Annotated in this window: 18 protein-coding genes; 15 read left to right on the forward strand and 3 right to left on the reverse strand. The window is 69.2% G+C overall.

The window, feature by feature from the left end; genetic code table 11:
- Positions 1-95: 95 nt before the first annotated feature.
- The 11 genes from IU459_RS26495 to IU459_RS26545 all read left to right on the forward strand — a co-directional run bounded on the left by IU459_RS26495 (position 96) and on the right by IU459_RS26545 (position 14,946).
- Positions 96-2,921: a helix-turn-helix transcriptional regulator gene (locus IU459_RS26495; protein WP_195132293.1), complete on the forward strand. Its 2,826-nt coding sequence runs from the start codon at positions 96-98 to the stop codon at positions 2,919-2,921.
- Positions 2,922-2,979: 58 nt separating this feature from the next.
- Complete coding sequence (locus IU459_RS26500; protein WP_195132294.1) at positions 2,980-4,776, forward strand: acyl-CoA dehydrogenase; 1,797 nt, start codon at positions 2,980-2,982, stop codon at positions 4,774-4,776.
- Positions 4,777-4,822: 46 nt separating this feature from the next.
- Positions 4,823-5,434: a QsdR family transcriptional regulator gene (locus IU459_RS26505; RefSeq protein WP_324199039.1), complete on the forward strand. Its 612-nt coding sequence runs from the start codon at positions 4,823-4,825 to the stop codon at positions 5,432-5,434.
- The gene (locus tag IU459_RS26510) at positions 5,431-6,435 is read left to right on the forward strand and encodes a 1-aminocyclopropane-1-carboxylate deaminase/D-cysteine desulfhydrase (RefSeq protein WP_195132296.1); all 1,005 of its coding nucleotides are present in this window, start codon (positions 5,431-5,433) and stop codon (positions 6,433-6,435) included. Before IU459_RS26505 ends, IU459_RS26510 begins: the two co-directional genes overlap by 4 nt.
- 480 nt (positions 6,436-6,915) lie before the next feature.
- Positions 6,916-7,701 (forward strand): GntR family transcriptional regulator, encoded by a 786-nt coding sequence (locus tag IU459_RS26515; RefSeq protein WP_195132297.1) that lies wholly within the window; start codon positions 6,916-6,918, stop codon positions 7,699-7,701.
- The gene (locus tag IU459_RS26520; RefSeq protein ID WP_195132298.1) at positions 7,702-7,929 is read left to right on the forward strand and encodes a 4Fe-4S dicluster domain-containing protein; all 228 of its coding nucleotides are present in this window, start codon (positions 7,702-7,704) and stop codon (positions 7,927-7,929) included.
- Between the two features lie 12 nt (positions 7,930-7,941).
- Positions 7,942-9,366 (forward strand): ABC transporter substrate-binding protein, encoded by a 1,425-nt coding sequence (locus IU459_RS26525; RefSeq protein ID WP_195132299.1) that lies wholly within the window; start codon positions 7,942-7,944, stop codon positions 9,364-9,366.
- Positions 9,363-10,217, forward strand: coding sequence for an ABC transporter permease (locus IU459_RS26530; protein WP_195132300.1), 855 nt, complete (start codon positions 9,363-9,365; stop codon positions 10,215-10,217). Before IU459_RS26525 ends, IU459_RS26530 begins: the two co-directional genes overlap by 4 nt.
- Positions 10,214-10,954, forward strand: a complete 741-nt coding sequence (locus tag IU459_RS26535; RefSeq protein WP_195132301.1) for an ABC transporter ATP-binding protein — start codon at positions 10,214-10,216, stop codon at positions 10,952-10,954. The genes IU459_RS26530 and IU459_RS26535 overlap by 4 nt, the downstream gene beginning before the upstream one ends.
- Positions 10,951-13,656, forward strand: coding sequence for a fumarate reductase/succinate dehydrogenase flavoprotein subunit (locus IU459_RS26540; protein ID WP_195132302.1), 2,706 nt, complete (start codon positions 10,951-10,953; stop codon positions 13,654-13,656). Before IU459_RS26535 ends, IU459_RS26540 begins: the two co-directional genes overlap by 4 nt.
- Positions 13,657-13,782: 126 nt before the next feature.
- Complete coding sequence (locus tag IU459_RS26545; RefSeq protein WP_195132303.1) at positions 13,783-14,946, forward strand: MarP family serine protease; 1,164 nt, start codon at positions 13,783-13,785, stop codon at positions 14,944-14,946.
- A gap of 357 nt (positions 14,947-15,303) precedes the next feature.
- Here IU459_RS26545 and IU459_RS26550 read toward each other — a convergent pair whose 3' ends face one another.
- A complete protein-coding gene (locus IU459_RS26550; RefSeq protein ID WP_195132304.1) occupies positions 15,304-15,888 on the reverse strand; it encodes an NAD-dependent epimerase/dehydratase family protein in 585 nt (194 codons plus the stop codon).
- 266 nt (positions 15,889-16,154) lie between these two features.
- On the opposite strand from IU459_RS26550, the gene IU459_RS26555 reads away from it, so the two are divergent.
- Positions 16,155-17,327, forward strand: a complete 1,173-nt coding sequence (locus IU459_RS26555; protein ID WP_195132305.1) for an aminoglycoside phosphotransferase family protein — start codon at positions 16,155-16,157, stop codon at positions 17,325-17,327.
- A gap of 157 nt (positions 17,328-17,484) precedes the next feature.
- Positions 17,485-18,738 (forward strand): cytochrome P450, encoded by a 1,254-nt coding sequence (locus tag IU459_RS26560; protein ID WP_195132306.1) that lies wholly within the window; start codon positions 17,485-17,487, stop codon positions 18,736-18,738.
- Between the two features lie 10 nt (positions 18,739-18,748).
- Here IU459_RS26560 and IU459_RS26565 read toward each other — a convergent pair whose 3' ends face one another.
- On the reverse strand, positions 18,749-20,470 hold the full coding sequence (locus IU459_RS26565) for an MFS transporter (protein WP_228838563.1): 1,722 nt from the start codon (positions 20,468-20,470) through the stop codon (positions 18,749-18,751).
- A 121-nt stretch (positions 20,471-20,591) separates the two neighbouring features.
- Between IU459_RS26565 and IU459_RS26570 the strand changes: the two genes are divergently transcribed.
- A complete protein-coding gene (locus IU459_RS26570; protein WP_195132307.1) occupies positions 20,592-21,521 on the forward strand; it encodes a sigma-70 family RNA polymerase sigma factor in 930 nt (309 codons plus the stop codon).
- 4 nt (positions 21,522-21,525) lie between these two features.
- On the opposite strand, the gene IU459_RS26575 is transcribed toward IU459_RS26570, so the two are convergent.
- A complete protein-coding gene (locus IU459_RS26575; protein WP_195132308.1) occupies positions 21,526-22,008 on the reverse strand; it encodes a GNAT family N-acetyltransferase in 483 nt (160 codons plus the stop codon).
- Positions 22,009-22,192: 184 nt separating this feature from the next.
- Between IU459_RS26575 and IU459_RS26580 the strand changes: the two genes are divergently transcribed.
- The gene (locus tag IU459_RS26580; RefSeq protein ID WP_195132309.1) at positions 22,193-22,687 is read left to right on the forward strand and encodes a phosphoribosyltransferase; all 495 of its coding nucleotides are present in this window, start codon (positions 22,193-22,195) and stop codon (positions 22,685-22,687) included.

Below are 22,687 nucleotides of genomic sequence, written 5' to 3' on the forward strand. Positions count from 1 at the left end.
GAATTCGTTATCTTGCCGCCGGATGTCTCTTTACCCGCCGCGATTCTTCACCCCGGCACTTGGCACCGACCGTGCGCTCCGGGCATGATCGCGCCGTGGTGAGCCTTCCCGTATGCGGTGCCTTCGTGGGGCGGGCCGCCGAAGTCGCGGCATTGCAGGACGCCTACCGGGACCCGGCGGTGCATACCGTGCTGGTCGCGGGCGAGGCGGGCATCGGCAAGTCGCGGCTGGTCGCGGAGTTCACGACGCGGGTCGGCGCGCAGACGGTGGTGTTGTGCGGACGTTGTCCGGAGTTCGGCGCCAAGGGCGTGCCCTTCGCGCCGTTTGTAGCGGTCATGCGAGCGCTGTTGCGAGACCAGGGCGTGGACGGGCTTGCGGCCCTGCTTCCGGTCGCCCAGCCCGCGCTGGCGCGCTGGCTTCCCGAGTTGGCAGCGCGGTCGGGGGCGGCGGAGACCGACACCGATCGAATCCGGTTGTTCGGTGAGATCCTGACCGTGCTGGAACAGCTGGCTTCGGTCCGGCCCGTCATAGTGGTCCTGGAGGACCTGCACTGGGCCGATGACGCCAGCCTCGAGCTGCTCGCCTTCCTGGTGGCCAACCTCGCCCAGCGGGATCTGCTGCTGGTCGGCACCTACCGGCCCGCAGATTCCGAGCCACTGCGCAGGCTGGTCGCGGGATGGCGCCGCGACCCGGGGGTCCGCCTGCTGACTCCGGCGCCGCTGACCAAGCACGAAGTCGGCCGACAGCTGGCCGCGCTGCTCGGCCGGGAGCCGGAAGCCGGAACGATCGCCCGAGTCTTCGAGCGCAGCAAGGGGATTCCGTTGTTCGTCGAGGCGCTCGGTCCCGCACCCGCGGATACACCCGCCGACCTGTCGGAGCTGCTGCTCGGGTACCTGGCCGACCTGCCCGACCGCACCGGTTCGGTATTGCGGCTCGCGGCGGTGGCCGGGTCACCGATTCGCCATACGCTGCTCGAGCGTGCCGGCGACATCGGTGAGGACGCGCTCACCGCCGCCCTGCACCAGTTGGTCGACCACCAACTGCTGATCGCCACCGACACCGGCTACGAGTTCCGGCACATTCTCATTCGCGACGCCGTCTACGACGATCTACTGCCGGCCCAACGAAAACGACTGCACGCCAAACTTTGCCAGGTACTCGCCACCGACCGGGCCCAGTTCCCCTCCGGCGAGCTGGCCTATCACGCGTACGCGGCGGGCGACCTGCCGCTGGCGCTCGAAGCCGCGTGGTACGCCGCAGCCGATGCGGAAAGTGCTGGCGCACATAGCGATCAGGTACACCACCTGGATCGGGTGCTCGAATTGTGGGATCGGACGCCGGAAGCCGCGAGCCGGGTCCACGCCGATCGACTCGGTGTGCTGGAAGCGGTCGTGGCGGCATGCCATCGCGGCGGCGTCATCGAGCGCGGCATCGCGGCCGCCGACGAGGCGCTGGCCGCCATCGATGCGACCGTCGAACCGGAGCGCGCCGCCCGGCTGCACCACTATCGGGCCGGGTTGCGCAATCAGAGCAGCAGCGGCGGGGACGACGACCTGCTCGCCGCGCTGGCGTTGCTTCCCGCGGATCGGCCGGCGGTGCTGCGCGGCGAGGTGCTCGCCGAACTCGCCGCCGCACGCGTATTCAGCGGCGACTCGGCCGCGGCCGAAAGCGATGCGCGCGCCGCCGTCGATGTGGCCGAACAGCTGGGCGAGCGAGCACTGGCCGCGCGCGCATACGCATATCTCGGGCTCGCCACCGCTGACCATCCCGAGGTCGCCATGGCGCACTTCGAACAGGCGCATGCCGCCGCGACTGCCGCGCGCGATCCGAGAACGCTACTGACGGTGGTGCTGTGGGAGTCGGCACTGCTGGTGGCGTCGGGTGCGAACGAGGCCGCCATCGCCGCGATCCAGCAGGGGCTGCGCGCCGCGCACGAGACCTATCGTTTCGTCGAGACCGGACCGATTCTGCTGGTCAAATGGACCCAGGCGCTCACCGCACTGGGCCGCTGGAACGAGGCGCTCGATCTCATCGACGAATGGCTGACCGAACGGCTGCCGCCGCTGAGCACCGCCGCGCTACTGCTGTGCCACGCCAGGATCATGCTGGCACGCGGTGACGCGGACGCCGCGGAGACCAGCACCAAGACCGCGCAGCCCTTGCTCGGCGACCGCCGATGGGCCAGGCAGTACCAGATCCAGCTGCATACCCTGCAGACCGAGATCGCGCACGCGGCGGGCAACCCGCAGCGCGCCGCCGAGATCGGCGCCGTGACCCTGACCGCCGACGACTTGGCCGCACATCATCACGAGGCGTGGGCGCTGGCCGCCGCGGTGGCGCGAACCCGCTGCGCGACAATGGTTCTCGGCACTGTCATAGAAAGGCTGCCGGTGACTACGGCTGTGGACGTCGCGCACCGGGACACTTGTCGCGCCGTGCGCAGTGGCCGTCCCGCCGACTGGACTGCGGCGGTCTCTGCCTGGCGAGCCCTGCGCCAGCCGTACGAGCTGGCACGCAGCCTGCTCGAATCCGGCGAAGCCGAACTGGCCACCGGCGATCGCACGGCGGCGCGCACCGCATTGCGCACGGTCCTGGAGCTGGCCGGCGAATTGCAGGCGCCGCCGCTCCGCGAGCGAGCCGAGCAGCTGGCCGACCGCGCCGGGATCGTTCTCGATGGACCCGCGGACCGTCCGCCGGTCGCGCAGCGACCGAGCACCGGGGGCCTGACGCCCAGGGAACTCGAGGTGCTGCGGCTGGTGGCCACGGGCGCGAGTAATCGCCAGATCGCGGCCGAGCTGTTCATCAGCGCCAACACCGCGGGCGTTCACGTCTCGCGCATCCTCACCAAGCTCGGCGCGGCCACCCGGACCGAGGCAGCCGCGATGGCGCGGGACCGGGGACTGCTCGTTGCCGGCGGATGACCGACCGGCTACGGTCCTAAGATACACTGGCTCGAACATGTCTCGAAAGGACGGGCTGATGCGGTCGACCTTGCTGTCCCGGCGCGATCTCGATTTCCTGCTCTACGAGTGGCTCGACGCGGAGGGGCTGACCAAGCGCGAGCGGTACGCCGAGCACTCGCGGGAGACCTTCGACGCCGTGCTCGAGCTCAGCGAGGCTCTGGCCACCAGGTACTTCGCGCCACACAACAAGCTCAACGACGCCAACGAACCGACCTTCGACGGCGAACGCGTGACCATCATCCCCGAGGTCGGCCGCGCGCTGGAAGCCTTCGCCAAGGCCGGATTGCCTTCGGCGGCAATGGATTACGAACTCGGCGGCGCCCAACTGCCCGCCACCGTCGCGCAGGCGAGTTACGCGTGGTTCCAGGCGGCCAACCCCGGCACCGCGGGCTATCCCTTCCTCACCGTGGCCAACGCGAATCTGCTGGTCTCCCACGCCGCTCCGGAACTGGTCGAGAAGTTCGTCCGTCCGATGCTCGCGGGCCGGTTCTTCGGCACCATGTGCCTGTCGGAGCCGCAGGCCGGTTCGTCGCTGGCCGACATCGTCACCCGCGCCGAGCCGCAGGGTGACGGCACGTACCGGCTGTTCGGCACGAAGATGTGGATCTCCGGCGGCGATCACGAGCTCGGCGAGAACATCGTGCACCTCGTGCTGGCGAAGATCCCCGGCGGACCGGCCGGCACCAAGGGGATCTCGCTGTTCGTGGTGCCGCGCTTCCTGGTCGGCGACGACGGCGCGATCGGCGAGCGCAACGACGTCGCGCTGGCCGGGCTCAACCACAAGATGGGCTTCCGCGGCACGGTGAATACGGTGCTGAACTTCGGCGAGGGCCGCTGGACGCCCGGCGGCGCACCCGGCGCCGTGGGCTACCTGGTCGGCGAACCGCATCGCGGGCTGACCTACATGTTCCACATGATGAACGAGGCGCGCATCGGCGTCGGCCTGGTCGCCGCCGCACTCGGCTACACCGGCTATCTCGAGTCGCTGGACTACGCCCGCACCCGCACCCAGGGCCGGGCCAAACTGCCCGCCGACCCGGCCGCGCCGCAGCGCCCGATCATCGAGCACGCCGACGTGAAGCGAATGCTGCTGGCGCAGAAGGCTTATGCCGAAGGCGGACTGGCGTTGGTGCTGTACTGCGCCCGGCTGGTGGACGACCAGAAAACCGCCGAGTCCGAGGAAGACCGCCGCACGGTCACCCTGCTGCTGGACATTCTGACCCCGATCGCCAAGAGCTGGCCCTCGCAGTGGTGCCTGGAGGCCAACAGCCTCGCCATCCAGGTGCTCGGCGGCTACGGCTACACCCGCGAGTACAACGTCGAGCAGCATTACCGGGACAACCGCCTCAACCCGATCCACGAAGGCACGCACGGCATCCAGGGCCTGGACCTGCTCGGCCGCAAGGTGACCCAGCAGGGCGGCGCCGGCCTGCTCACCCTGGGGGCGCGGGTCGAGGCGACCATCGCCGCCGCCCGCACGTCGGGTGACGAGGCGGTCGAGCTCGCCGCCCAGCTGGATGCGGCGTGGCGGCGGCTGGTGGAGGTGACCGCCGGACTGTTCGCCTCCGGCGACATCGAAGCCGCGCTGGCCAACAGCTCGGTGTACCTGGAGGCATTCGGGCACATCGTGCTGGCGTGGATCTGGCTCGAGCAGTTCCTCGCCACTGGGGACCGTTCCGGCGACTTCTATGATGGCAAGCGGCACGCGGCTCGGTTCTTCTATCATTTCGAGTTACCCAAGACCTCACCGGCGCTGGATCTGCTCGCCCGCCTGGACCGGACTACGCTGCAGATGCGGGACGCCTGGTTCTGAGCACGACCTGTTTCGATACACGTTCTAAACGATGTATCATTCTTCGGTGATCGATTCCAGTCAGCGGACCACCCGCCCTCCCGGCCGACCGGCCTCCGCGACCAGGGAACAGGTCATCGAACACGCCCGCAAGGCGTTCCTGGCCGGTGAGCGGGTGGACATCCAGGCTATCGCCGGGCAACTCGGGCTCAGCCGTGCCTCGATCTACCGCTGGTTCGGCTCCCGCGACGGCGTGCTCGGCTCGGTGCTGGCCGGGGAGTTCGAGGCCCTGCTCAGCCGCGCCGACGCACGCCGCCGCTCCACCGGCGCCCGGCGCATCCTGGACGTGCTCTACCGGGTCAACCGCTGGATGACCGACAACGAACCGTTCCGCCGCTACTTCGAGAACGAGCCGCTCTCCGGGCTGCGCATCCTCACCGCGAGCGACGGACCCGTACAGCCGCTGATCGTGCGCACGGTCCGGGAATTGATCGTCCGCGCCACCGAGGAGGACGGGTACCGTCCGCCGCTGGAACCCGGGCTCCTGGCGTACGCGATAGTCCGCCTCGGCGAGGCGTTCCTGTACAACGACAACGTCGCGGGCATCCGCGGCGACATCGACCGCCTGCACGAGGTGCAAGCGGCGCTGCTGGGCATCCCCGAGGCGATCAAGCAATGACCGGGGCGCTCGTGCACGAGCGTTTTCCCGAGGTGACCGGCACCTTGCCGTTCCTCCGGCTCGGCACCGCACCGACCCCGGTGCGCCGGTATGACCTCGGCACCACGGCCGAGCTCTGGTGCAAAGACGAGAGCGGATACGGCGACGGCGGCTGGGGCGGCAACAAAGTGCGCAAGCTGGAGTGGCTGTTGCCCGAGGCGCGGCGCCGCGGCGCGCGCACCATCCTCACCGTCGGCGGCACCGGCACCAACTGGGGTCTCGCCACGGCCTTGTACGGCCGCGCCCACGGCATCGATACCGCTCTCGCCCTGGTCGACCAGCCGGTCGACGACCATGTCCGCGCGCAGCTGCGGCGACTGGAGAACTCAGGGGCCACACTGCATTTCACGCACAGCAAGCTGCGCACGATGCTCGCCGCGCCGTGGCTGTATCTGCGCCACCTGCGCGGCGGAACGCGCCCGTATTTCCTGCCCGCAGGCGGCTCGTCGCCGATCGGCGCCTTGGGTTACGTCGAGGCGGCGTATGAACTCGCGGCCCAGATCGCCGCGGGCGAGCTCCCGGAGCCCACGCACATCGTCACCGCCGTCGGCTCCGGCGGCACCGCGGCCGGTCTCGCACTGGGGCTGCGACTGGCCGGGTTGCGCACGCGCGTCGTCGGCGTCGTCGTGAACGACACGCTTCCCCTCGACGCCGCGCACATCGTCCGCCTCGCCGAGCGCGCCGAAAATGTGCTTCGTTCTCGCGGAGCCCGCTTCGCCCCGACCGGACTACGGCCGGAGGACGTCACGATGACCACCGAGTGGCTCGGCCCTGGCTACGGCCACGCGACGCCTGACGCCCGGGACGCCGAAGAGCGAGCCGCGACGGTCGGACTGCGATTGGAGACCGTCTACACCGCCAAGGCATTGGCCGCGCTGCTCGACATGGACGCCACGAACGCCTTCGGCACCGGTCCCGTGCTCTTCCTCGACACCTACGGTCCGCGCCCAGCGGCTCGATGAACAGACGAGCGAAACCGGCCTCCGCCGGGTACTCGGCACTGCTCGGTGTCCCCGAGGTGATCGAGTCGTCACGGAAGGACCGCCGTGGACCGCGGACCCTCGGCTCCGGAACCCGTGAGGTTCGACGATTGGTGCGCGATGAGACCTCACCCGTGCACGGTGGTGCAAGCACGATCGCACAGCCGCACGACAGCAGTCCTCCGGCCTCTGCACGTGGGAACCTGATCTTGTGCAGGTGGACGCTGGCGCGGGCGACCTACGATCCATCTCCGTAGATACGCCCGTCGCTCTCCACACGCCGCAGAATTCGGATCGGCGTGATCGTAATCTGCTCGCCGTCGCGGGGGTGGCGGATTACCCGCGCCGCCCCACATAGTGCCAGGTCGGGGCAGGGGTTGCCCGGCGCACTAACATCCTCTGATTTCCGGCGGGCTCGACACGGGCCCAGGGGTGGCCGCCGCCGCATTATCGTCGCTATCCGTGCAGGTCAGCGATAGAAAGGCGGAGGCGGTGGCGGCGGAACCCACGCCCGTGCGGCAGTTGCGCGCCGATCAGGCGCGGCGGGTGGCCGATATCCTGCGGCACCAACTGCACGCGGGCGCGTTCGACAGCACGCTGCCGGGCGAGCAGGAGCTCGCCGTCGAGTACGGCGCCTCGCGCAATACCGTCCGCGACGCCTTGGCGCTGTTGAAGGACGAGGGCCTGATCGACCGCGCGCCCAAGGTGGGCACCCGGGTGGCCACCCGCAAATACGATCACGGGTTGGACGCGCTGCTCGGGTTGCAGGAGACCTTCAAAGGCCATGGCACCGTGCGCAACGAGGTGCGCGCCGCGATGCACGTCACCGCACCGCCCGCCGTCGCGCGCCGCCTCGGACTCGCACCGGGCGAACGCGTCGTCTACCTGGAACGGCTGCGCTACCTCGCGGATCTGCCGCTGAGCCTCGATCTCACCTATCTGGCGCCCGACATCGGCACCGAGGTGCTCGGCCACGATCTGGAGCACACCGACGTGTTCGTGCTGCTGGAACGCATCAGCGGCCACTCCCTCGGTTCGGCCGATCTGGCCCTCGAGGCCGTGCCCGCCGACCCGCACACCGCCTCCACCCTCGACGTCCCCGGCGGCGCGCCGCTGCTGATGCTGGAACGGCTGACCCGGCTCGACGACGGCCGCCCGGTCGACCTGGAGTACATCCGCATGCGCGGCGACCGAATCACCATGCGCGGCAGCCTGACCCGCAGCACACCTGAATGGAAGGTCCTCTAGATGGCACTCGTGAATCAGCGCGCCGACATCCCCGTCACCATCGACGAGTCGCTCTGCATCCAGGGGTGCACGCTCTGCGTCGAGATCTGCCCGCTGGACTCGCTGGCCATCAACCCCGCGAACGGCAAGGCCTTCATGCACGTGGACGAGTGCTGGTACTGCGGTCCCTGCGCGGCCCGCTGCCCCACCGGCGCCGTCACCGTCAACATGCCCTACCTGCTCCGCTGATCTGGAAGACCGATGAAAGCAAAACTCGCCTCCGTCCTGCTCGCCGCCGCGCTCGCGCTGACCGGCTGCTCCCTGGAGAACACCGACGCCACCCCGGCCGGCACCGTCAAGGTGGTCATCGGCTACCAATCCAAGACCATCAACACCGTCACCGCGGGCACGCTGCTGCGTGCGCAGGGTTACCTGGAGCAGCGGCTACAGAAGATCACCGACAACGGCGGCGCGAAGTACCAGGTCGAATGGCAGGACTACGACACAGGCGCCCCGATCACCGCGCAGATGGTGGCCGAGAAGATCGACATCGGCTCGATGGGCGATTACCCGCTGCTGATCAACGGCTCCCGCACCCAGGCCAACGAACGCGCGAAGACCGAACTGGTGTCGGTCACCGGGTACAACCCCAAGGGCGCGCTGAACATGGTCGTGGTGCCGAATGATTCGGCGGCGAGCGGGATCACCGATCTGGCCGGGCAGAAGATCTCCGCCAGCGTCGGTTCGGCAGGCCACGGCACGTTGGTGCAGGCCCTGTCCCGGGCCGGTATCGACCCGGCCAAGGGCGTGGAGGTGCTCAACCAGCAGCCGCAGGTCGGCGCGACCGCGCTGGAATCGCACCAGGTGAGCGCGCTGTCGCAGTTCGTCGCGTGGCCCGGTCTGCTCGTCTTCCAGAACAAGGCCAAGCTGCTCTACGACGGCGCCGAACTCGGCGTGCCGACCTTCCACGGCGTGGTCGCCCGGCGCGCGTACGCCGCCGAGCATCCCGAAGTGCTCCAGGCCTTCCTCGCCGCACAGCTCGACGCCACCCAGTTCCTGCGCGACAAGCCGTTCGAAGCCGCCGAGATCGTCGCGGACGCCTCCGGCCTGCCGCAGGAAGTGGTGTACCTCTACAACGGTCCCGGCGGAACGAGTTTCGACACCACGCTCGAGCCGAGCCTGATCGCGGCGCTGAAAAGTGATGTGGCGTACCTGAAGTCGATCGGAGACTTCGCCGATCTCGATATCGACCGGTTCGTCGAGGATGCGCCGCTGCGCAAAGCGTTCGCCGAGACCGGCCGCGACTACGACCGCGAACTGGCGGACCAGGCCAACCCCACGCGGGTCACCGGCATCGATCCCGTCTGCGGCACCGCCGCGCAGAACCCCGCGCTGGCCGGGGAGCTGTGGCTCGACGGCGCGGACAAGCCGCAACCGGCCGCCGACCCGACCTGCCTGCTGCGCGCGATCCAGGCCGCGAAGGCGCAGGGCAAGACGATCCGCGCCGCCTACGTCCCGGACGCCGAGCTCGGCACGCGCTGGTTCGCCGACAAGGCGGTGTGGCTGCGCGACGGCACGACCTACCTGCCCTTCACCACGGCCACCGCGGCGCAGCGCTACCGGCAGTCGCACCCGTCGGCCACGCCGGTCGGTTACGACCAGGCCGTCACGGAAGTACGCGGATGACAAGCGAACTCGCCGCCCCCTCGGCGCAGGTCACTACGTCGGCGCCGGCCGCGACCCGGTCGGCCCCGACGCCGCCCTCGGTGTGGCGCTCGCGCCTGCTGCGAGTCGTGTCGGTCGCCGTCGTGGTCGGTGTGTGGCAGCTGCTCACGATCAACAACGTGCGGGCGGGCCTGCGCTTCGACACGTTGCCCACCGTCACCGAGATCATCGCCGAATTCGGCACGCAGCTGCGCGCCGACCAGTACTACCTGGATATCGCTCAGTCGCTGCTGCGGATCGGCACCGGCTTCGGGCTGGCCGCGGTGGCCGGCGTGATCGCAGGCATCGGCCTCGGCCGGTCCCGGCTGCTCGCCGACACTCTCGGCCCGCTCGCCGAACTGGTGCGGCCGATTCCGGCGATCGCGCTGGTCCCGGTCGCGATCCTGCTGTTCCCCAGCGACGAATCCGGCATCGTGTTCATCACCTTCACCGCGTCGCTGTTCCCGGTGCTGGTCAGCACGCGGCACGCGGTGCGCGCGCTGCCGACCATCTGGGAGGACGCGCTGCGCACGCTCGGCGCGTCCCGGCTGGACGTGCTGGCGCGCGTGGTGTTCCCCGGCATCCTGCCCGGCGTCTTCAGCGGCCTGTCGGTCGGCGTCGGCGTGGCCTGGATCTGCCTGATCTCCGCGGAGATGATCTCCGGGCGTCTCGGCGTCGGCTACCGGACCTGGCAGGCGTACACCATTGTGGACTACCCGGCGGTGTTCGTCGGCATGATCACCATCGGCGTCCTCGGTTTCGCGACTTCGGCGCTGGTCGAGCTGGCCGGCCGCCGCATCACCCGCTGGCTGCCCAGGGAGGTCGAGGCATGACCACAGTGATCGAAGCACCGGCCTCGACCGGCATGCGTTTGAGCCTCGCCGGCGTCCGGATCGCCTACGGCGGCGAACCCGTGCTCGACCGGCTCGACTTGACCATCGCGCCGGGCGAAATCCTCGTCGTGGTCGGCAAATCCGGTTGCGGCAAGTCGACACTGCTGCGCGCCATCGCCGGACTGCGCGCGCCGGAGGGCGGTTCGATCCTGGCCGACGGCGACGCCGTCACCGGACCCGCCGCCGACCGCGCCCTGGTGTTCCAGGACGACGCGCTCCTGCCGTGGCGCACCGCGCGGCAGAACATCGAACTCGCCCTGCGCCTGCGCGGAACCCCCCGCGCCGAACGCCGGACCACGGCACTGCACTGGGTGGACGAAGTCGGGCTCACCGGGTATGCCGACTATCTGCCCCGCGACCTGTCCGGCGGCATGCGCCAGCGGGTCCAGCTGGCGCGCAGCCTCGCCGCCGCACCGCGCGCCGTGCTGATGGACGAGCCGTTCGGCGCACTGGACACGCAGACGCGGGAGACCATGCAGCGCCTGCTGATCGACACCTGGCGCGCCCATCCCACCACCGTCGTCTTCGTCACCCACGACCTCGACGAGGCCCTGCTGCTCGGCGACCGCATCGCCCTGCTCGGCGGCGGCACCCTGCGCGCGCTGGTGCCGGTGCCCAGCCCGCGCGAGGCGATCGACCGGTCCGCGACGAAGGCCGAGATCCTGGAGAAGCTGTGAACATTCCGCCGCTGTCGGAACGGATTCGGCTGGACTGCGACGTGCTCGTCATCGGCGGCGGCACCGCGGGCACCATGGCCGCGCTCACCGCCGCCGAGCAGGGCGCGAACGTGCTGCTGCTGGAGAAGGCGCACGTGCGGCACTCCGGTGCGCTGGCCATGGGCATGGACGGGGTGAACAACGCCGTCATTCCCGGCAAGGCCGAACCGGAGGACTACGTCGCCGAGATCACCAGGGCCAACGACGGAATCGTCGACCAGCGCACCGTGTACCAGACCGCGACGCGCGGCTTCGCCATGGTGCAGCGGCTGGAACGCTATGGGGTGAAATTCGAGAAGGACGAGTACGGCGAGTACGCGGTGCGCCGGGTACACCGCTCCGGTTCGTACGTCCTGCCGATGCCCGAGGGCAAGGATGTCAAGAAGGCGCTGTATCGCGTGCTGCGGCAACGCAGCATGCGCGAGAAGATCCGCATCGAGAACCGGCTCATGCCCGTGCGCGTGCTCACCGAGAACGGACGCGCGATCGGCGCCGCCGCGCTGCACACGCGCACCGGCGAATTCGTGGCCGTCGGTGCGAAGGCGGTGATCCTGGCCACCGGACCCTGCGGCAGGCTCGGGCTGCCCGCCAGCGGATATCTATACGGCACCTACGAGAATCCGACGAACGCGGGCGACGGTTACTCGATGGCCTACCACGCGGGCGCCGAGCTCAGCGGCATCGAGTGCTTCCAGATCAACCCGCTGATCAAGGACTACAACGGCCCGGCGTGCGCCTATGTCGCCAATCCATTCGGCGGCTACCAGGTCAACGCCGAGGGCGAACGCTTCGTCGACTCCGACTACTGGTCCGGCAAGATGATGGCGGAAGTGAAGCGCGAGATCGAATCCGCGCGCGGACCCATCTACCTCAAGGTCTCGCACCTGCCGGACGAGACGCTGAGCACGCTCGAAGGCATCCTGCACACCACCGAGCGCCCGACCCGCGGCACTTTCCACGCCAACCGCGGCCACGACTACCGCACCCACGACATCGAGATGCACATCTCCGAAATCGGCTTGTGCGGCGGGCACTCCGCCTCCGGCGTGTGGGTCGACGAGCACGCGCGCACCACGGTGCCCGGCTTGTACGCGGCGGGCGATCTGGCGTGCGTGCCGCACAACTACATGATCGGCGCGTTCGTCTTCGGCGATCTCGCGGGCGCGCACGCCGCGTCGACGCTCGATGAGGTCGCGGCGCCGGATGAGCTGCCCGAAGACCAGCTGGCCGCGGCACACGAGCTGATCTACGGCCCGCTGCGTCATCCGGACGGGCCGCCGCAGCCGCAGGTCGAATACAAATTGCGCCGCTTCGTCAACGACTATGTGGCGCCACCCAAAACGGCCACCAAACTCGCCATCGCGGTGGAAACCTTCGAACGGATGCGCGATGAGATCGAGGGCATCGGCGCACGCACCCCGCACGAGCTGATGCGCGCGGTCGAAGTGTCGTTCATCCGCGACTGCGCTGAAATGGCCGCCCGCAGCTCCCTGACCAGGACCGAATCCCGTTGGGGCCTCTACCATGAGCGCGCCGACCTCCCCGAACGCGACGATGTCGAATGGCGATACCACCTCAACCTCCGCAAGAACCCCGACGGAACCATGGCATTCCTGAAGCGGCCGGTGGCCCCGTACCTGGTTCCGGTGCCCGGACTCGACGACCTGCCCTCGGCCGATGTCGCGGCGGTGCCGGTGCACCAGCCGCAACCGGCCACAGGCCGTGCGCCGCACGCCGGCGTCGCCGCCGCTGAGCACGGCTCCGCCGCTGGGAAGCAACCGACCACTCCCCCGTCACCCCGCATTGTCGCGTTGCTCGCGCTCGACGAGCCGACCGTGCCGCAGCTGTCGGCCCATCTGACCGATCCGGACGCGGGCGTGCGGGCAGCGGCGATCTCGGTGCTGACCGAGCACACACCGGACGGCTTCCCGGCCGCCCTGATCGACGCGCTCGACGACGAAGCTGCCTCGGTCCGGCGCGCGGCCGCGGCGAGCCTGCGCGAACTGGTGGAGGTCTTGCCCTCGGCGGCCGGGCTCTCGGACCGGCTCGGCTCGCCCGACCCGGTCGTTCGCGCCACTGTGATCGATCTGCTGCGCGCCCTTCGGGCCGGAGCAGCTTCGCAGTACCGCGCGGCGGGCACGGACGTGGATCACCGGGTGCGCATCGAGGCGGTCCGCGCCTTGGTCTCGCTGGACGACCGCGACGGCGTCGCCGCCCTCGCCGCCGACGACAATCGCGAGGTCCGCATCGCGGTCGCCCAAGCGCTCGCCGCGATCGGCGACGGCGGCGTCGAAGTGATTCGCGATTTGGCCGGCGACCAGGACCCGCTGGTGCGCGCCGCCGCGCTCACCGCGTTCGCACAACTCGGCGCCGAGCCCGACGACGTCACCACGCTGGAGACAGCGCTGCGCCATTCGGCCTGGCAGATCCGGGTGGGCGCGGCACGCGGACTCGCCGCGGCCGACCCCGCCCTCGCGGTGCCGATCCTGGCTGCGGCGCTGGGCGATCCGCATCTCGACGTGCGCAAAGCTGCGGTCTTGTCGCTGGCGGCGTGGCCGGACCTGCCCGCCGCGCACGATGCGCTGCGCGGCGCGATCGATGACACCGACGCCGATGTCCGCGCGTATGCCCGGCGGGCGCTGGCCACCCAGCCCACCGCCTAGGGGAAGCTGGTTGCCGCAGCTCGAATCGCTGATTAGATTAGCGGCTCGACCGTTGCCGATCCGCTAGCCGAGTCATAGCCGGGGCGGCGACGCCGGCCGTCAGCGGCGAAACCGCAGGCGTTCTCGATGATCAGCGACGGGAGTGTGGCGTTGACCTTGCCGAACTGGCTGGATCTCGCCGTGCTCGTCGCACTCGTCGGCGCCGCGGCGCTCGGCTGGCGACGCGGCGCGATCGTGGCGCTGCTCGGATTGGCGGGCGCGTTGGCCGGTGCGATCCTCGGCGCGACCCTGTCGGCCACGACACTCGCGAACTTCGCCCCCGGCGCCGTGCGACTGCTGCTCGTGCTGATGGTGATCACCGGACTGATCGCGTTCGGCGCGATCGCCGGGCACCGGGCCGGGTGTACCGCGCGCACGGCCGTGTCCACGCCCGCCGCCCGACGCACGGACGCCGTTTGCGGATGCTTGGTCCATGCGCTCGCGGTTCCGCTGGTGGTGTGGTTGTTCGCCGCACCAGTGGAGTCGGCGGCCCTGGTACGTGATTCGACCACGGTGCGGACCGTCGACGATCTCGCGCCATTCTGGTTGGCCGGGCTGTCCGAAGTGCTCACCGCGCCGATCGCCGACGCCGGGCTGGCCCGCCCGCTGGCGCCGCCAGACCCGGCCATCACCGACGGACCCGTGCCCGCCGAGTTGCGGCCCAGCGTGCTTCGTATCCAGGATCTGGCGCCGACCTGCGGAGTTCGCCAATCCGGTTCCGGATTTGTGATCGCGCCGGAGCGGGTGCTGACCAACGCCCACGTCGTCGCGGGGTCCACCAGGGTCTCCGTCGACGCCGCGGACGGGCCGCTCAGCGCGAGCGTCGTGCAGTTCGATCCGACCATGGACATAGCGGTGCTCGCCGTCCCCGGTCTCACCGCGCCCGCCCTGACAGCCGCGCCGCGGCCGGCCGGAACGGGTGCCGACGCGATCGCGCTCGGCTACCCGAGAGGTGGGTCCTACACCGCGGTCGCGACCCGGGTGCGCAGCCGCGCCGCACGCCAGGTGCGCGACATCTACCGCACCGGTCTCGGTGAGCGCGAGATCTACACCCTGGACGGCTCGATCCAGCACGGCAATTCCGGCGGTCCGCTCGTCGACCTGAACGGCCGCGTGCTGGGCATCGTCTTCGGTGTGGACGAGAACAACGACAGCGTCGGATTCGCCACGAGCCTGCCGGAAGTTCTCGATCGACTCGATCACAGCTGGCTCTCCGACCGGCCGGTCGACACCGGCCCCTGCGCCACTTAGCGCACGACTACATTTTGCTTGCGCTCGGCCGCACGTGCCCGGGTAGTGCGTGCTCGGTTCCAGCCCCGATACCCCTCACGCCTACACGTCGCCCGCACTCCATCGCACGCGACTACGCGCCGCTTCCATGAGTACTCGCGGACGATCATTCACGACTACACCCTGCTGACGATCGGGTTCGTCGCGCGCGATCGGGCGCTGTGTGCTTGGTTGACTCGCCGACGCTGCCGCACGACCACACCTCGGGCCGCGCAACTCGATCGCGCGCTGTGTCCTCGGTCGACTCGCCGATGCTCGCTCACGACCCGCGTACAGCTCCGTCGGTCGCACCCCTACGATTCCGCTCGCTGAGCTCGCTCACGACGCGTCGGCGACGATCACGACGCCGGTGGACGCGTCGAGCAACGGGATCGTCCGCTCCGCGGCGTCGTCGACGTGCACGCGCGGGTGGGTGGGCAGCTCGGTCTCGTAGTAGGTGCCCGGGCCGTAGAACTGGCCGTACTTCACCACCACGCCGTCGATCTCCAGCACCGCCGCTTCATGCTCGCGAATCACCGCGCCGCGCCCCGCGGGCGGCTCCCAGGCGATGCTCTGCGCGAGAAAGCGTTTCGCTCCGGCGGCCCGCGCGGCGGCGATCAAGTTGCGGGTTCCTTCGGTGCGAATGCGCGCGTTGGCCTCGGTGCGTTCCGGAAGCAGCGCCGCGTCGTCGGGCAGATCGGTGAGCTGGTGCATCACCATGTCCGACCCGAAACCGACCACGGCCGCGGTCAGGGCCTCCGCGTCATAGACGTCGCACACCACCGGCGTGGCCCCCGCAGCCCGCACCTGGTCGGCCTTCGCCGCCGACCGGGTCATCCCCGCGACCTCATGCCCCGCCTCGACCAGCAGCGGCAGCAAGCGGACGCCGATCACGCCGGTCGCACCGGCCAGGAAGATGCGCACGGTGTCATTCTGCCGGACTTCGTCGCGGCGTGTTTGCTGCCCCCCGTCGTCGATGAAGCCGTTCGATCACCGCACGGGCCGGCCACGCCCGGCGCGAGTCCTACCGGCCCCGCTCGCGTCCGAGCGAGAGGGAGCACGGGCGAACGATTCCATTGCCGCTGGCGGTAAAGCCATTTCGAGAGCATGGGTTAGGGTCCTGCGGACCCGCGCGCTGGCGATCCAGCTGCTCGGGCGGTCACGTCGCACACCGGAATCGAGGCAAGTGAATGAACCACAAGCTCTGGTTGCTCGGACGGTCGGTTACAGTCGGCGCTCACCTCTTGGGCGAGAAGCTGTTCCGGCCGAAAGCTCGGGACGTCCACGACGTACCCGTGTCCGGTGAAACTCTCACACCGCAGTGGCTCACAGCCGTGCTATGCCGCGATGTCCCCGAGGCCGAGGTGCTCTCGTTCGAAACCTCCAACAGCAGCCGCGGAACATCCACTCGCGTCGCGATTCGCGTGAAGTACAACGATGCGGGCAAGCAGGCGAGCTTGCCGGCCCATCTCTTCGCGAAGACGACAACTGCCTTCTCGCAACGGATTCTGCTCGGTGGCGGGAAGATGATCGACGGCGAAACCCGCTTCTTCCGGGATTTCCGGCCCCAGGTCGATATCGAGGCTCCGTTCGGCTATTGGGGCGCCGCCGATGCCGGGTCCTGGCGTTCGATCGCTCTGATGGAAGACATCGCCTCGACCCGCGGTGCGCAGTTCATCGAGCCGAACGCCCCGGTCGCCCGCGATCAGATCGAGGATCTGGTGCGCAATCTCGCCCGGCTGCACCGCACTTTCTGGAACCATCCGTCGATCACGGATCTCAAGACCACGACCGAAGCGCTCCAGGCATATCTCGCCGCCATCGACATGAAGAAGCGGTGCGAGGTCGGCCTGCGGCGGGCCGAGGAAGTGGTTCCCGAGGCCCTGCACGGCCAGAGCGAACGGCTGTGGGCAGGTGTCGAGCGAGCGATCGAGAAGGCGACCGACGAGCTACCCCAGACCCTGCTGCACGGCGACCCGCACATCGGCCAGACATACCGAACCGGCTCGGGGCGAATGGGTTTCGTCGACTGGCAGGTGGTGATGCGGGGAGGCTGGGCGCACGATTTCGCCTACACCGTCAACTCGGGATGCGAGCCAGAGGACCGGCGTGCCTGGGACCGCGAACTGCTGGCGGCCTACCTGGACGAGCTCGGAACCCTCGGCGGGCAGGCGCCGTCTTTCGATGACGCCTGGCTGGCCTACCGGCAGCAATCCATGTTCGCCTACGCGGCTTGGGCGTTCACGATCGGCAGGGCGGCGTATCAGCCCAAGATGCAGCCGGTGGAGACGTGCTTGACGCTGTTGAAGCGAATCACCACGGCCATCGACGATCACGATTCCCTGGACGCCCTCGGCGTCTGAGTTCCGCTGCCCATCACGCTGTCGCGGCAGGTGGGCGCGCTATACCATCGACCGGTTCCAGCGAAGATCCGGTAACTCGCTCCTGTGCAGCGTCTGGGGGCGGAGCGAGGCTTCAGCAATCGTGCAGTGCCCTACGAACAGTTGGGAGTTTGCTCCTTTGAGTACTACGCAGTCGCAGGTTCCGGCTCAATCGTGCCCGGTCGTCCACGGCTCTCCGATCGATTCCGACGACCCGCGGGTGCCCCTGTACTCGCCGGAGTTCGCGGCCGATCCACACCGGGCCTACCGGGAAATGCGCGGGCGTTATGGATCTTTGGCGCCGGTGGAGTTGTCACCCGGCGTACCCGCCACCTTGGTGATCGGCTACAGCACCGCGGTGCGGATCCTCAATGACCCCGAGCACTTTCCCGCCGACCCCCGCGCCTGGCAGAAGAACATTCCCGCCGACTGCCCCATTCTCCCCCTCCTGGAGTGGCGGCCCATGGCCAGTCGCAGCACGGGGACCGACTTCGCCCGCTACCGAGGTGCGATCACCGCGAGCATCGACGAGGTCGACCTGTACGCCCTCCACACCATCGTGGAGGGGCTCGCCATCCCGCTGATCAACTCCTTCTGCCGCGACGGGTCTGCCGACCTGATCCGCCAGTACGTGTTCCCGCTGGTATTCGAAGTCGTCAACTATCTGCTCGGCTGCCCGCCGGATATCGGCGGGCAGGTCGCCGCCGGTACGGCCGCCTTGCTCGAAGGTGTCGACGCCGAGAAGGGCAACCAGATGCTCGGGGAAGCGCTGATGAGATTGGTGACACTCAAACGCGCCGAACCGCAACGCGATATCACCTCGGTACTGCTCCAGCATCCCGCCCGGCTGGATGACGTAGAGGCCTCCCACCACGTCTCCCAGGTCTACGGCACCGGGATCGAATTCGAGCTGAACCTGATCGCCAACACCCTGCTGCTGATGCTCACCGACGAGCGCTTCGGCGACAGCATCCTCGGCGGCAACCTGTCGTCCCGCGATGCCCTCGACGAAGTCCTGTTCAACGACCCGCCACTGGCCAACCTGCTGATCACCTACCCCCGCCACCCGATACTCATCGACGACGTATGGCTGCCCGCACACCAACCCGTCGTCATCAGCATGGCCGCCTGCAACAACGACCCCGCGATCCGCGCCGACGACCTGACCGGCAACCGGTCCCACCTGGCCTGGGGCCTGGGCCCGCACGCCTGCCCGGCGCGACCCCTGGCCTACCTGATCGCCCAAGACGCCATCGACCAACTCCTCGACGCACTCCCGGAGATCAGGCTGAACCTGCCGAACCAGACACCCAACTGGCGACCAGGCCCCTTCCACCGGGCGCTGACCGAGTTGCCGGTCACGTTCCCACCCACCGCGCCGCTGAACACCTGACAGCCGACGGCTAGCGCTCGAGGTGGACTCGGTTGCGCCGCATCCGGCGCGGTAGCCCGAAGATGCCGAAGAAGACCGCGACCATGGTGCCCGCCCCGTACCAGAGGGTGCGGCCGAACGTGCGGGCGAAGTTGTGGGCGTTGGCCTGCAAGCCGGCGTCGGTCAGGATGCGCTGCGTCGCGGCCGGCGGGCCGGAACGACTCCTGCAGCTGTCGGGGACCTGGGTGGGGTCGGTGGCGGCGGATCTGTCGTGGACGCAGGCGCGGAACTGGGCGATGATGGCGTCTCGGTCCGCGGCCGGCACGCCATCCAGGGTGAGTTGCCGGTGCAGGGCGGGAGTGACAGCGTCGACACCGCGTCCGGAGTCGTCTGCGAATTGGGTGAAGAACACGACGCCCACCAAGGCGATCCCGAGCGCCGTTCCCACTTGCTGGACGGTGCTCAACGTTCCGGAAGCCGACCCCGCATCGTCTGCCGGGACACCGGTGAGGATCAGGTCGACCATCGGGGCGACCACCAGCCCGAAGCCGAAACCGGCGACCGCGAGGGGGATGACCATCTGCCAGGGTGCGACCCCGGGTCCGTAATGGGTGGCCACCCAGCTGTATCCGGCGAACCCGGCGGCGTTGACCAGCGCACCGGCCATGAGCACCCGGCGGCCGAACCGGGGCACGAACACCTGCACCGCGAGCCCGGACCCGGCGGCCGCTGCCACGGCGAACGGGGTGGCGGTCAGCCCCGATCGCAGCGGTGTCCACCCGAGTCCGATCTGCAGGTAGAGCATCCACATGAAGAAGAAGCCGCCCAGCGCGACCCAGAAGATCGCCCACGTCGCCATCCCGGTCGAGAACGCCCGCGCCCGGAACAGGGCCAGCGCCATCAACGGTGACCCGGCGGTACGGGTGCGCCGGCCCTCGTAGGCGACGAACACGCCGAGCAACACCAACCCGGTCGCCATGAGCACGAACGTCCATGCGGGCCAGCCCAGGCTCCGTCCCTCGGTCAGGGGATACACGACCATGACGATCGCCGTGGTGGCGAGCGCGACACCGATCGGATCGAGCCGGCTCGCAGCCGGTGACCGTGAGTCGCGGACCAGCACCCACGCCCCGGCCAGCGCACAGATTCCGACCGGAACATTGATCAGGAATATCGGGCGCCATCCCCAGCCGAACAGGTCCCATTGCAGCAGCACACCACCGAGGACGAGTCCCGCCACCGACGCCGAGCCCAGCACTCCACCCCAGATGCCCAGCGCCTTGCCCCGCTCGTCCGCGGGAAAATCGACCCGCACGATGGCCAGGATCTGCGGCACCATCAGTCCTGCCATCGCGCCCTGCAACACCCGCGACCCGATGAGCACGGCCGGGTCGGCGGCGACGCCGCACAATCCCGACGCGAGGGTGAATCCGGCGACGCCGACCAGGAACACCCGTTTGCGGCCGTAGAGGTCACCGAGCCGGCCGCCGGTGATCAGCAGTGCCGCGAACCCGAGCACGTAACCGGCGACAACCCATTCCATTTGGGTGTATTCCGCGTCCAGGTCCTGGAGCATGCTCGGGATCGCCACGTTGACGATGGTGATGTCGAGCAGATCCATGAACCCGGCGACCAGCATGACGACCAGCGCGAGCCAGCGCCGCGGGTCCGGCGTGTGCGCGGCAGCAGCATGTGCGCGCAGGGCGTCCACATCGACGGCCGGCCGCCGCATCGAGTACGTGTCCTCCGGCATGGCAGTGGTTCCTCCCTGGTCATCCGCCTCGGCGGTGACATACGAGGCGCATCCTCTCCGTCATATCTATGACGAATGAGATCGGAGGAAGATGACAGAGAGCGGTTGAGGACGGTGACAGATGGATGACCGGAACTTGCTTGCCGAACAGTTCGAACGCAACCGCAGCCACCTGCGGTCGGTCGCCTACCGGATGCTCGGTTCGATCAGCGAAGCCGATGATGCCGTCCAGCAAGCCTGGTTGCGTCTCGACCGCGCCGCGACCGACGACGTGGACAACCTGACCGGCTGGCTGACGACCGTCGTCGGGCGGGTGTGTCTGGACATGCTCCGTGCGCGCCGGGCCCGGCGGGAGGAATCTGTCGGACTGCGCACACCCGAACCGATCCGGGCCGGGCCCGGCGTTGCGGCCGATCCCGAGGACGAGGCGATCGTCGCCGACTCGGTGGGACTGGCCTTGCTCACGGTGATCGAAACGCTCACGCCGGCCGAGCGCGTTACCTTCGTACTGCACGACCTGTTCGATGTCCCGTTGGCCGAGATCGCGCCGATACTGGGCCGCTCGGTGAACGCGGCGGCGCAGCTGGCCTCTCGCGCCCGCCGCCGGGTCCGCGGTGCCGATCCCGTCCTTGATGCCGACCAGGTTCGCCAGAAGCGCATCGTCGAAGCGTTCCTCGCCGCCGCACGCAGAGGTGACTTCGAAGACCTGCTCGCGGTCCTCGACCCCGAGGTCGTACTCCACGCCGACGCCGCGGCGGCGCCTGCCCGCCATCCGTTGCAGGTGCGCGGCGCGACTGCTGTCGCACGCGGGGCGCGCGCCTACGCGGATCGCGCCAGATTCGCGTGGACCGCGCTTATCGACGGCCGGGTCGGCATTCTCAACATCGCGCCCGGTCGTGCGGTGCTGGCCCTCGACATCACGGTCACCGGCACACGGATCACGGCGATCGACATCATCGCGGAGTCCGAACATCTGAGCGCACTCGACATCGTTCTCCTTCGATCCGAACCGAGCACGGACGCCGCTGCCCATGCTGGGACGTGGCTATAACCGATCAGCCACAGCCCACGCGGGCGGTGACCTCCTCGCCGTTCACCGTGTATTGGATCCCGCGGCTGGTCAGCATGCGCAGCACCGCGGTGTTCTCCGCCGTTGTGCTCACGAACAGTGACGTGTAGCCCTCGCTGGTTGCGCACTGGATCAGCTGTGCGAACACCGCGGTCCCGATGCCGCTGCCGCGGCGGGAACGGCCGATCCAGACCCCGGCTTCGGCGATGCCCGTTTCGACAGGACACAGTCGGGCGGCCCCGACCACCGCACCATCCGCGACAATGCAGTACGTCGATTCGATCGGCGGATCTGCCAGTGCCCTACCGCGGTGGAACTCTCGGAACGCCGCTTCCCGCTGGGCATTCCAGCCCGCGCCCGGTCCTTCCACCGGCATCACCTCGCCCGGATCCGCGTCCGCCACGGCGGCCTGCAGCAGTTCGGTGAGCAGTTGTTCGTCGAGGGGTTCGAGCGTGACGTGGTCGGGCACAGGCCGATCCTGTCATCAGAGACCGGGCGCGGGCGAGAGAATTGTCGGCTCCGAGCGGCGGGGTGGACAGGTCGCAGCACATCGTGCGTGGCGCGACAGCTGACTCGTCGCGCCAGCGTTGACGGCAGACCTGCGGCGTCCTCCGCTCTATGCTCACAGCGTCGCGTCCAGGAGAGGAGAGCCGGTGGCAGATCGGGAAGTGCTGAGCTGGGAGTCATTCGGTACGGCGAGCCGGGAACTCGCGACGATCATCGCGGAGGACGGCTTCGAGCCCGATCTGATCCTCTCGATCGCGCGCGGCGGGCTGTTCGTCGCGGGCGCGCTCGGCTACGCGCTGGACGTGAAGAACCTGCACGTGATGAACGTGGAGTTCTACACCGGCGTCGACCAGCGCCTGGACATGCCGGTGATGCTGCCGCCCGTCCCGCAGGCCGTTGACCTGGCCGGAGCCACCGTGCTGGTCGCCGACGATGTCGCCGACACCGGCGCCACCCTGAAGCTCGTCCGCGACTTCTGCTCCGGCCAGGTCGCCGAGGTGCGCTGCGCGGTGATCTACCAGAAGCCGTGGTCGGAAGTCGACAGCGAGTACGTCTGGCGACGCACCGACCGCTGGATCAACTTCCCGTGGTCCACCGATCCGCCGGTGGTGCGACGTCGAGCGCAAGTGCTCGACGCATAA

The sequence above is a fragment of the Nocardia amamiensis genome, assembly GCF_015477605.1.
Taxonomy (GTDB): Bacteria; Actinomycetota; Actinomycetes; order Mycobacteriales; family Mycobacteriaceae; genus Nocardia; species Nocardia amamiensis_A.